The organism is Pseudomonas soli (assembly GCF_900110655.1).
In the GTDB taxonomy this organism is placed as follows: Bacteria; Pseudomonadota; Gammaproteobacteria; order Pseudomonadales; family Pseudomonadaceae; genus Aquipseudomonas; species Aquipseudomonas soli.
In genome coordinates this window covers 101,870-111,221 of sequence record NZ_FOEQ01000005.1, presented here as the reverse complement: position 1 = coordinate 111,221, position 9,352 = coordinate 101,870, and the positions used below count along the sequence as shown (strand labels likewise).

At 64.4% G+C, this 9,352-nt stretch carries 15 protein-coding genes; 8 read left to right on the top strand and 7 right to left on the bottom strand.

Features of this window, described 5'->3' with window-relative positions:
- From sctN to sctU, 8 genes are all read left to right on the top strand, one after another.
- Window positions 1-1,329, top strand: a complete 1,329-nt coding sequence (gene sctN / locus BMY03_RS13330; protein WP_038706432.1) for a type III secretion system ATPase SctN — start codon at window positions 1-3, stop codon at window positions 1,327-1,329.
- Window positions 1,320-1,790: a type III secretion system stalk subunit SctO gene (gene sctO / locus BMY03_RS13325; RefSeq protein WP_023629667.1), complete on the top strand. Its 471-nt coding sequence runs from the start codon at window positions 1,320-1,322 to the stop codon at window positions 1,788-1,790. Before sctN ends, sctO begins: the two co-directional genes overlap by 10 nt.
- Window positions 1,791-2,020: 230 nt before the next feature.
- Window positions 2,021-2,575, top strand: a complete 555-nt coding sequence (locus tag BMY03_RS13320; RefSeq protein ID WP_052062220.1) for a type III secretion system needle length determinant — start codon at window positions 2,021-2,023, stop codon at window positions 2,573-2,575.
- Window positions 2,572-3,495 (top strand): type III secretion system cytoplasmic ring protein SctQ, encoded by a 924-nt coding sequence (sctQ, locus tag BMY03_RS13315; RefSeq protein WP_094011324.1) that lies wholly within the window; start codon window positions 2,572-2,574, stop codon window positions 3,493-3,495. The genes BMY03_RS13320 and sctQ overlap by 4 nt, the downstream gene beginning before the upstream one ends.
- On the top strand, window positions 3,492-4,145 hold the full coding sequence (sctR, locus tag BMY03_RS13310) for a type III secretion system export apparatus subunit SctR (protein WP_023629664.1): 654 nt from the start codon (window positions 3,492-3,494) through the stop codon (window positions 4,143-4,145). Before sctQ ends, sctR begins: the two co-directional genes overlap by 4 nt.
- A 1-nt stretch (window position 4,146) precedes the next feature.
- Window positions 4,147-4,413 carry a type III secretion system export apparatus subunit SctS gene (gene sctS, locus BMY03_RS13305; RefSeq protein ID WP_023629663.1) on the top strand — a complete coding sequence of 89 codons (267 nt, stop codon included), beginning with the start codon at window positions 4,147-4,149 and terminating at the stop codon, window positions 4,411-4,413.
- Window positions 4,410-5,198: a type III secretion system export apparatus subunit SctT gene (sctT, locus tag BMY03_RS13300; protein WP_094011323.1), complete on the top strand. Its 789-nt coding sequence runs from the start codon at window positions 4,410-4,412 to the stop codon at window positions 5,196-5,198. Before sctS ends, sctT begins: the two co-directional genes overlap by 4 nt.
- Entirely contained in the window at window positions 5,195-6,247 is a 1,053-nt protein-coding gene (sctU, locus tag BMY03_RS13295) for a type III secretion system export apparatus subunit SctU (RefSeq protein WP_023629661.1), read from the top strand. Before sctT ends, sctU begins: the two co-directional genes overlap by 4 nt.
- 40 nt (window positions 6,248-6,287) lie before the next feature.
- Here the strand turns inward: sctU and BMY03_RS13290 are convergent, their stop codons facing one another.
- From BMY03_RS13290 to BMY03_RS13265, 7 genes are read right to left on the bottom strand one after another with little or no spacing between them, the layout of a single operon-like run.
- On the bottom strand, window positions 6,288-6,476 hold the full coding sequence (locus BMY03_RS13290; protein WP_023629660.1) for a hypothetical protein: 189 nt from the start codon (window positions 6,474-6,476) through the stop codon (window positions 6,288-6,290).
- Entirely contained in the window at window positions 6,473-7,108 is a 636-nt protein-coding gene (locus tag BMY03_RS13285; RefSeq protein WP_094011322.1) for an HrpE/YscL family type III secretion apparatus protein, read from the bottom strand. Before BMY03_RS13285 ends, BMY03_RS13290 begins: the two co-directional genes overlap by 4 nt.
- Complete coding sequence (locus BMY03_RS13280) at window positions 7,087-7,701, bottom strand: SctK family type III secretion system sorting platform protein (protein WP_038706433.1); 615 nt, start codon at window positions 7,699-7,701, stop codon at window positions 7,087-7,089. Before BMY03_RS13280 ends, BMY03_RS13285 begins: the two co-directional genes overlap by 22 nt.
- On the bottom strand, window positions 7,698-8,432 hold the full coding sequence (gene sctJ, locus BMY03_RS13275; protein ID WP_094011321.1) for a type III secretion system inner membrane ring lipoprotein SctJ: 735 nt from the start codon (window positions 8,430-8,432) through the stop codon (window positions 7,698-7,700). Before sctJ ends, BMY03_RS13280 begins: the two co-directional genes overlap by 4 nt.
- Before the next feature lie 7 nt (window positions 8,433-8,439).
- The gene (gene sctI / locus BMY03_RS13270) at window positions 8,440-8,778 is read right to left on the bottom strand and encodes a type III secretion system inner rod subunit SctI (protein WP_160290573.1); all 339 of its coding nucleotides are present in this window, start codon (window positions 8,776-8,778) and stop codon (window positions 8,440-8,442) included.
- Window positions 8,775-9,005, bottom strand: coding sequence for a hypothetical protein (locus BMY03_RS26355; protein ID WP_023630366.1), 231 nt, complete (start codon window positions 9,003-9,005; stop codon window positions 8,775-8,777). Before BMY03_RS26355 ends, sctI begins: the two co-directional genes overlap by 4 nt.
- Entirely contained in the window at window positions 9,002-9,352 is a 351-nt protein-coding gene (locus BMY03_RS13265; protein ID WP_023630365.1) for a YscG family type III secretion system chaperone, read from the bottom strand. Before BMY03_RS13265 ends, BMY03_RS26355 begins: the two co-directional genes overlap by 4 nt.

Here is a 9,352-nt window from a genome sequence, read left to right as displayed (position 1 = left end):
ATGCCGCCATCGCTGCTCCAGATTCCCCAGACCCTGCTGGGCGCCGTGAACAACGCCACCTTGGTGCAAGTCAACGGCAAGGTCACCCAGGTCACCGGCACCCTGATACGCGCGCTGGCGCCGGGCGTGCAGGTCGGCGAGCTGTGCCGGCTGCGCAAGCCGGGCGGCCAGCCTGAACTGCTGGCCGAAGTCATCGGCCTGCAGCAGGAGCAGGCGTTGCTCGCCCCGCTGGGCGACATGCAGGGGCTGTGCACGCGCACCGAAGTCTGCCCCACCGGCGGCATGCACCGCGTGGGGGTAGGCGAGCACTTGCTGGGGACGGTGCTGGACGGCCTGGGCAATCCGCTCGACGGCAGCACGTCGGCGACACCACAAGCCTGGTACCCCGTGCATCGGGACGCGCCATCGCCACTGAGCCGCAAGCTGGTCGATACCCCCTTGAGCCTGGGCGTGCGTTGTATCGATGGCCTGCTCACCTGCGCCGAAGGGCAGCGCACAGGCATCTTCGCCCCCGCCGGTGGCGGCAAGAGCACTCTGCTGGCCACGCTACTGCGCAACGCAGAGGCCGACGTGATCGTGCTCGCCCTGATCGGCGAGCGCGGCCGCGAGGTGCGCGAATTCATTCACCAAGAACTCGGCGAGCACGGCCTGCGCCGTGCGGTGCTGGTGGTCGCGACCTCTGATCGCCCGGCCATGGAACGCGCCCGGGCGGCCTTCGTCGCCACCAGCGTCGCCGAATATTTCCGCGACCAGGGCAACAAGGTACTGCTGCTGATGGACTCCCTGACCCGCTTCGCCCGGGCCCAGCGGGAGATCGGCCTGGCCGCGGGCGAACCGCCTACTCGACGCGGCTTCCCGCCTTCCGTGTTCGCCCAGTTGCCGCGCCTGCTGGAACGCGCAGGGCAATCGGCCAAGGGTTCGATCACCGCGCTTTACACAGTGCTGGTGGAAGGCGACGACCTGAACGAGCCGATCGCCGAGGAAACCCGCTCGCTCCTCGATGGCCATATTGTCCTGTCCCAGGCCCTGGCAGCCGCCAACCACTACCCGGCCATCGACGTGCTGCGCTCGGTCAGCCGGGTCATGAACCAGGTGGTCAGCCCGGAACACCGGACCGCCGCCGGCCGACTGCGCGAATGGATGGCCCGGTATGAGGAAGTCGAACTGCTGCTCAGGATCGGTGAATACACGCACGGCCAGGATCTGCTCGCGGACCAGGCCATCGGCAAACGCGAAGCCATCCGCGCCTGGCTCTGCCAGCCTTGCGACGAGAACGTCTCGCTGCGACAGAGCCTCGACCAACTACTCGAGATCACCCGATGCCCCTGACTGCCCTTGCGCACATCAAGCAACGCAGGCTTCAGCGGGCCGAGCGTGAAGCGCGAAGCCAACTGGCCTTTCTACAGAAGGCAGAAAAAGCCAAGGCACAATCTGTCGAGTCGTACCTGGCCTTTCAACGCGGGTCCCGCGAAGAACAACAGCGCCTGTTCGCCGCGCATGTCGGCCAGTTGATCGACTGTCGTGCCTTGGAGCACTGGCGTCGACAGGTCAGCCTGCTCGGTGAGCGCGAAGCGAGCCTGCACGGGCAAGTCGTTGCCTGCGAGGAGGCACTGGCGCGCCAGCACACGGCACACCAGCAGGCCCAAGCGCAGCTCGCCCAGACTCGACAAAAAAGGGACAGCTTCGTCCAACTACGAGATGAGGCTCACCAACGCGCCGCTCGGCTGGCGGAATGCAGGCAGGAGCTCGAGCTGGAGGAGCATCGCTTACACGGTGGCTTGCAACCATGAAGACCCTGCCCGTGCCTGCCTTACCAATCCCGCCGAATGACACGCCTCGCTTGCCTCCCCTGAACAGCCAGCGGCTGTTGTTCGAACAGCTGCTAGCACCACCGGAAAGGCAGGGCATGCCTCGAGAGGCTGGCCATCTGCGCCTCGGCTACCCTTTGGCGCCCGCCATGCGCAGGACGGAGCACTATCCACCTGTGCCGGCCCCACCGACGCTAACCGAGGATGTTGTCATGCATCCCTTCACCGCGACGGCGCCCGAAGAACTCGAGGCGCCCGGGTCGACGGTCCAGAGCGTACCCGAGACCGTGCAGCGAGACATTCGCGATCACGCCGACACCCTGCCCAGTCGCCTGCTACCCCAGGAAAGCGCCATACCGGCCCCGGTTCATGCCCTGACCTGTGAACGTGCAGTGGTCGACAGGGTACTGCCCTGCCCGGGCGTCACCTTCAATGAAGACCTGCAGATACTGGTGGATCGCCTGCACCTGCAAGTGCTCGGTTGCAAGGCCGACAAGCGCGAACTGACCCTGCTGCGTGCTCGGTTGCCGCAGTTGGGAGCTGTCGAGGTGCACATGCGCCATGGAGGCGCAGGTTTGCAGGTGGAGATCCAGGCCGCGCCAGCGAGTCTGCGGCAATTGCAGGTGGCTTGCGCAGACCTGCTCGAACGCCTGCAACGGCTTGATCCAGCGCAGCCGGTCAGCCTCGGCTTTTCCGCAAACGGCGACGGCGAGCAAGGTTCACGCAACCGGCGCCACGTGCTCGACGAGTGGTGGCCCGAACCATGAGCCCAGCGAGCTTCCCATCCGCTAACGAACAGGAGCTGCGCCTGCAGCGACTGCTGAGCCATCGCCAACGTAGCTATGTCGATGCCGAGCGCCAGGCCTTGCTGGACATCGTCGCTTGCGAGGGGGACACCGACCTGGTCGTGCTGGTCGATTGGCAAGGCGTGCCGGCGCGCCTGCTGTGCCGTCGGCAGCATCTGGCGCAATGGTTGGCGCCACATTTGCAGGAAGCCGACTTCGCCAGCCTGCCGGCACCGTTGCAAATGGCGTTGCTGCAACGGGACAGCCCTTGGCTTCCTGGCCTGCAATGCCTGGGTATCGAACCGGCAGGTGTCTGCCAGCGCACGGCGTGCCTGCAAGTATCGCTGAAGCACGCCACACGCGCGCTGACCTGCTGGGTGCAAGGCGATTGCGAGCGCCTGCTCGCCAGCTTGCCGCGACGCCCGCTGCGTGAACGCCTGAACATCGCGCTGAACCTCTCACTGCAATGGCCCCCCCACGACCTGTCGCTGCACGAGCTGCGTGAACTCGGCATGGGCGACATCCTGCTGCTGCCCGCCGCCACGCCAATGCCACCCCGGTTACTCGGTGTGCTCGACGGCCATCCCTGGGCAGAACTGCTGCTCAACGACACAGACCTGGAGCTAGTCCGCATGCACGAATCATTACCGCCGCCCGATACCGCGCTGGGGGAACTGGAGCAATTGCCGATCGCGGTCAGTTTCGAGGTCGGTCGCCAGACCCTTGACCTGCACACGCTGTCGACCCTGGGGCCAGGCGCCCTGATAGAGCTGCACAGCCCGCTGGCGGCCGAGGTGCGCATTCTTGCCAATCAGCGCTATATCGGCAGCGGCTTGCTGGTGCGCATCGACGGTCGCCTCGGGGTGCGGGTGACGCGGCTGCTGGAAAACGACCCGACATGATCCAGTTGCCTGACGAACTGAGCCTGATCCTTGGCCTGGCGCTGCTGTCGATGGCCCCTTTCATTGCGGTCATGGCCACCTCGTTCCTGAAGATGACCGTGGTCTTCTCGCTGCTGCGCAACGCCCTGGGAGTACAGCAGATCCCACCCAACATGGCCCTGTATGGCCTGGCGATCATCCTCAGCATCTACGTCATGGCGCCGGTGGGCATGGCCACCTACGACTACCTGAATACCCATGAGACAGTCCTCGGTGATGCTCACTCGATCGAACATTTTCTCGACGAAGGCCTGGAACCGTTTCGCACGTTCCTCGACAAACAGGTCAACGAACGCGAGCGCGCCTTCTTCCTCGACAGCACGCGCCAGTTGTGGCCCAGCCACTATGCCGAACAGGTCGACGGTAACAGCCTGCTCGTCCTGCTGCCCGCGTTCACCATCAGCGAACTGACCCGGGCCTTCGAGATCGGCTTCCTGATCTACCTGCCATTCATCGCCATCGACCTGATCATCTCCAACATCCTGCTGGCCATGGGGATGATGATGGTGTCGCCAGTGACCATCTCGCTACCCTTCAAGCTGTTGCTGTTCGTCCTGCTCGATGGCTGGGGGCGCCTCTCCCATGGCCTGGTGCTGAGCTACGGGGGCTGAGATGAGCAGTACCGAAGTCCTGCACTTCGCCAGCCAGGCGCTGTGGTTGATACTGATCCTGTCACTGCCGACGGTGCTGATGGCCGCGCTGGTGGGTACGCTGGTGTCGCTGGTCCAGGCGCTGACCCAGGTGCAGGAACAGACCCTGGGCTTCGTCGCCAAGCTGGTCGCGGTGGTCGTTACCCTGTTCGTCACGGCCGACTGGATGGGCAGCGAGCTCTACCGCTACACCGATCTGGTGCTCGAGCGTGTCCTGTGGGTGCGATGACTGTCCATGCGCTTGAACAGGCCCTGCTGAACTTCAGCCTGATCCTGCCCAGGCTGTTCAGTTGCTTCATCGTGCTGCCGATCCTCGGCAAGCAGGTACTGGGCGGCGCGCTGGTACGCAATGGCGTGGCGTGCTCGGTGGCGCTGTTCATCTACCCCAGCGTGGCGGGCACCGTGCCGCCAGGCCTGGATGGGCTGCAACTGGGGCTGCTGATCGGCAAGGAAGTGCTGCTCGGCTTGCTGCTCGGGTCCATCGCGTGCATCCCGTTCTGGGCGCTGGAGGCCTGCGGCTTTCTCATCGACAACCAGCGCGGAGCGACCCTGGCGTCCACCCTCAACCCGTTGCTGGGCAGCCAGGCCAGCCCCACCGGAGCGCTGCTGCTGCAGACCCTGGTCACCCTGTTCTTCACCGGTGGCGCCTTCCTGGGACTGCTTGGCGCCTTGCTGGGCAGCTACGCCAGCTGGCCCGTGGCCAGCTATTACCCACAGATCAGCGACCAGTGGAGCGTGTTCTTCCTGGCCCAGTTCGACTACCTGATGACCCTGTGCCTACTGTTCGCCGCGCCCCTGCTGATCGCCATGTTCCTCGCCGAGTTCGGCCTGGCACTCATCAGCCGTTTCGCCCCGACGCTGAACGTATTCATCCTGTCCATGCCGATCAAGAGCCTGGTCTGCAGCGCGTTGCTGGTGCCCTATCTGTACCTGTTGATGGCGCAGGCCCAGGATCAGGTGTTCAGCGCGCTGCACGCGGTGCGCCTGCTCGGCCCCTTGCTGGAGCAGCCATGAGCACGGAAAAGACCGAGTATCCTACTCGGGCCAAATTGCGCGATGCACGACGTAACGGCCAGGTGGTCAAGAGCAAGGAACTGGTATCCAGCGTGCTGATCCTGAGCCTCGCCACGTTGCCCCTGGGCTTTCCCGACTACTTCCTCGGACACCTGCGAGCGCTGATGCTGCTTCCCGAGCCCCTGCTCCACCTGCCTTTTCGCCAGGCATTGGAGCTGATGCTGCAACAGTTGCTGCACGAACTGCTGTGGCTCACCCTGCCGTTCCTGCTGACCACGTTGATTGCCGCCAGCGCGGGCAACCTGCTGCAAACCGGCTTGCTATTCAACACGCAGTCGCTCTCACCCGACCTCAAGAAGGTCAGTCCCGTGGAGGGGATGAAACGAATCTTCTCGCTCAGGAACCTGCTCGACTTTCTCAAATCCTTGCTCAAGGTGCTGCTGCTCGGCGCATTGGTGCTCGGTCTGCTCAGCGATAACCTGCCCGCGTTGCTGCGGGTTCCACTGTGCGGCATCGGCTGCATCCTGCCTGTTCTGGGCAACCTGCTGGGCCAGCTGATCGGCGTCTGCGCCGTTGGTTTCATGGCGATTTCAGCGGCCGACTACGGCCTGGAGCGCAGGCAGCATCACCAGCAGTTGCGCATGAGCAAAGATGAGGTCAAGCGTGAGCGCAAGGAGCAGGAAGGCGCGCCGGAGCTCAAGCGCGAGCGCCGCAAACGCCACCGTGAACTGCAGCACGGGACGTTGCGTGCAGACGTCAGGCGTTCGTCGGTCATCGTCACCAACCCGACCCACATCGCAGTCGGCCTGCGCTACGAGGCCGGGGAAACCCCGTTGCCGCTGGTCACCCTGAAGTACACCGACGAGCAGGCCCTGCGGGTACGCCGAATCGCCGAGGAAGAAGGCGTGCCGGTGCTGGAGCGCATACCCCTGGCACGGGCGCTGTTCGCGGACAGTCTGGAGGAACAATACATCCCCGGCGAGTTGATCCAGCCGGTGGCCGAGGTGATTCGCTGGTTGCAGGCGCAAGAGAAGACGCCGCCGGTCTGAGCAGGCTGCGCCCGTTCCTCAATGGCTGAGCGGCCAGTTGCTATACCACGATACCGCGCTGCGGCAATGGCCGGCGCACGGGCAAGATATCCTGCCGCACAGGCGGTCGAACAGGCTGACGAAGCTGCGCCCAAAATACCTGGAGCAACCCATCGCGCTCCTGGTCATCGCGGATGGCTCGCGCCGCGGCGGCCAGCACCGCCTCATGGCCATGTTCGAGCGGGCTCATGGCGATCCAGCCTCGTTATCAGCAACCCCTTGCACCAACACTCGCTGCAAGGCGCTCAACTGCCCTTCGATACTGGCGTCGATGACGCAGCCCGCGGTTTCCAGTCGACAACCGCCTCGTGCGAGCCTAGCATCACCACAGATTTCCAGGGGGCCCGTGTCGGGAAACTGCTCGAGAATTGCATCGATACGCAGGCGGACCTCGCGCACCTGTTCGGGGCACACGTGCAGAACCAACGCCTCGCATGGCTGAACCTGCGCCAACGCTTGGCGCGTGGCGGCCAGCGTCAGCTCGATGTCCGGGTAGGCCCCCAGCACCTTGCCCACCGCCTGGTACACCACCTCACTCAGTTGCCGGTCTGCCTGGCGATAGAGCTCTGCACAGCGCAAACGCACGCTGTGCAGCATCACCGCTTGCTCGATCGCGGCCATTTCCAGCCCGACCTCGTGCCCAAGCCGATGCTGCGCCTCAAGTACCGCATCGGCCTGGGCATCGAGTTCGCTTGCACGCTGACGAGCGCTTTCGATCAAGGCACCGGCCTCGAGAAAGCGCTGGTAGTCGGCGCTGCGCAACACGGTACAACCTGGTTCGACCATCGGCCGGCAATCATTCAGTTCAATAAATGGCAACATTCCAGGCTCCTGTCTCGGGCCACTTTCAGGCAAAGGATACGCGCCAGGGCGCGCTGATCGTCGCTCAACGGCCAGGTCGGCAACGCACCGGCGCCAGGCAGGCGCAGGGCCAGGCGCCGGGCAAAACCGGGATCGGTACAACCACAGGCCTGCAGCCAGAACGACAGCCCCTGCAAGGGCAGGTCCACCTCCAGCGCGCCGCTTGGCAGCGCCCGCTGCCAGCCTGGTGGCCATGGACCGATGATCAGCCGCCATTTCTCCAGGCAATAGCGCAGGCCCTGATCGCCAAGGGCGTGGCGCAAGCGCGTCTGGTCGGCTCGGGCGAGCAGTCGCATGATGGCCTGGCCATGCAACAAGCCGCCCACAGTGGCCAGAACACGTTCGAATGCTGGCTGCGGATAGAGGGCCAGCCCACCCAGCCGTTCTGGTATTTCAAAGGGTTCGGCCAGGTCCAGCGCCGACAGCAACCAACCATTGATCGCGCTGTCCCGACGCCAATGCGGCAAGGCCTGAACTACCTGCAGCAACGGCTCAGGACATTGAGCCTGGTGCAAGTAACTCGCAGGGCAGTAGCGAAGCTGAAACGGGGTCATGCTCGCTGGCGCCACCACAGGTACTGTGCAAGATTGCTTAGTAACAGCATCCCCAACAATGCCCCGACCAGCGCAAGCAGACGCAGGCGCGAACCCTCCATCACCTGAATCGACAGCAGCGTCGCATGCCGCGCCCCTGGTCGCAGCTGACGAGCCTGGGTGGAAGGCACCAGCACCACACTGATGCGTTCGTAGTCCAGGCCTTCGATGCTGTTGCTCAACAGCTGTTTCATCTGCCCGATGTACAGGTCCAGCGGCGCGTCCGCCGCATGCTTGATGAAGATCGACGCCGAAGCCGCACGGGCCGGCGCGCGCAGGGCGTCACGCGGCTCAGGCAAGACCACATGCACCCGCGCCACCAGCACGCCATCGATTTCCGACAGGGTGCGCGACAGTTCCTGGGACTTCACATAGGTCAGCCGCGCGTGCTCCTCCAGTGGCGACGAGATCAGGCTGTCCCGGGGGAATACATCACTCACCGTGGAGAACATCTCCCGTGGATAGCCCTGGCGCTTGAGCGCGGCTACCGCATGGCCGATGTCGGCCTCGCCGATCAGGATCTTCACCTTGCCGTCCTTGTCTTGCGCCTTCACCGCCTCGATGCCCTCGGCATCCAGCACCGCGAGCATTTCGTTGGCTTCGCGCTGGCCGAGACCCAGGTACAACTCGACCTTGCAACCGCCCATTACCATTACCGTCAAAAGCAGCAAGCACTGCCATGGTCTCTTCACAGGGCACCTACTGGGCTTTCATGAGGGTTTCGATATTCTGCGTGGTACGTCCCACACCCTTGGCAATCAGCTCGACCTGCAGGTTGGTGCGCATCAGGGCCCAGTGGGCATCCATCAATGCCACCGGATCGCCCACGCCTGAAACCAGGCTGGCATGCGCGCCCTTCCTGGCTTCGGCATGTTGCTGGCCGAGCTGTGCGATTTTGTGCAGCACTCCCTCTTCAAGACTGCCGGCACTATTGGATAGCGCCTGCTCGAACTCGGCCACCTGGCGCAAGTCGACGTCCGGTGCCGCCAGGGACTGCAGGTCTGTGACCACACGTGCCACCTCGGCAATGCCACTCATGTGTCGCTCTCCACTGTGAAGGAGTCGTTGAGCAAGTCCATCGCCATGGCGAGCACTTGCAGACGCTGTTGCTCTGCCACTGCCGGCCTCCGCCACTGCTCGGGGGCGCCTGGGGCCTGCTCGATCAGGCATGCCTGAAATGCAGCAGCGTCCCGATCCGCAGGAGCGAGCCGCGGAATCGAAGCTGTTTGCGCACTCGTCAACAGCGACATGGTCAACCCGTTCATGCCACCACCTGCGCACGCATCCCCTCGGCAAACCGGATCAGATCGCAATCCTCGCTTTGCGCCATGCGCTCGAGCCGCCGTTCCAGCGCCGCCATGTAGCCAAGCTGGCGCTCGCACAGTGCCAGCCACGGGCCAAGGGATGGCCAGGGCGCCTGGTCGCCTTCTGCAAGGGCCTCCTCGCAGCGTCCCGCCCCCATCAGGGCGGCGATGCGTATCGCACAGGCGGCTTCCATGGTTTGCGGCTGCCGGGCAAGCCAACGCGCAATCGCCATCGCTTCGTCATGGTGACGGTGTTCGACACCCAGCAAGCCCAGGCGCGCCATCAAATTATTCACCGAGTACTCCAT

Coding starts and splice junctions, on each gene's coding strand:
- BMY03_RS13320 (WP_052062220.1), top strand. CDS start 2,021: ATGCATCCCTTCACCGCGACGGCGCCCGAAGAACTCGAGGCGCCCGGG.
- BMY03_RS13285 (WP_094011322.1), bottom strand. CDS start 7,108: ATGTTGCCATTTATTGAACTGAATGATTGCCGGCCGATGGTCGAACCA.
- sctT (WP_094011323.1), top strand. CDS start 4,410: ATGACTGTCCATGCGCTTGAACAGGCCCTGCTGAACTTCAGCCTGATC.
- sctR (WP_023629664.1), top strand. CDS start 3,492: ATGATCCAGTTGCCTGACGAACTGAGCCTGATCCTTGGCCTGGCGCTG.
- sctN (WP_038706432.1), top strand. CDS start 1: ATGCCGCCATCGCTGCTCCAGATTCCCCAGACCCTGCTGGGCGCCGTG.
- sctQ (WP_094011324.1), top strand. CDS start 2,572: ATGAGCCCAGCGAGCTTCCCATCCGCTAACGAACAGGAGCTGCGCCTG.
- sctU (WP_023629661.1), top strand. CDS start 5,195: ATGAGCACGGAAAAGACCGAGTATCCTACTCGGGCCAAATTGCGCGAT.
- BMY03_RS13290 (WP_023629660.1), bottom strand. CDS start 6,476: ATGAGCCCGCTCGAACATGGCCATGAGGCGGTGCTGGCCGCCGCGGCG.
- sctS (WP_023629663.1), top strand. CDS start 4,147: ATGAGCAGTACCGAAGTCCTGCACTTCGCCAGCCAGGCGCTGTGGTTG.
- BMY03_RS13280 (WP_038706433.1), bottom strand. CDS start 7,701: ATGACCCCGTTTCAGCTTCGCTACTGCCCTGCGAGTTACTTGCACCAG.
- BMY03_RS13265 (WP_023630365.1), bottom strand. CDS start 9,352: ATGGAGTACTCGGTGAATAATTTGATGGCGCGCCTGGGCTTGCTGGGT.
- sctI (WP_160290573.1), bottom strand. CDS start 8,778: ATGAGTGGCATTGCCGAGGTGGCACGTGTGGTCACAGACCTGCAGTCC.
- sctO (WP_023629667.1), top strand. CDS start 1,320: ATGCCCCTGACTGCCCTTGCGCACATCAAGCAACGCAGGCTTCAGCGG.
- BMY03_RS26355 (WP_023630366.1), bottom strand. CDS start 9,005: ATGAACGGGTTGACCATGTCGCTGTTGACGAGTGCGCAAACAGCTTCG.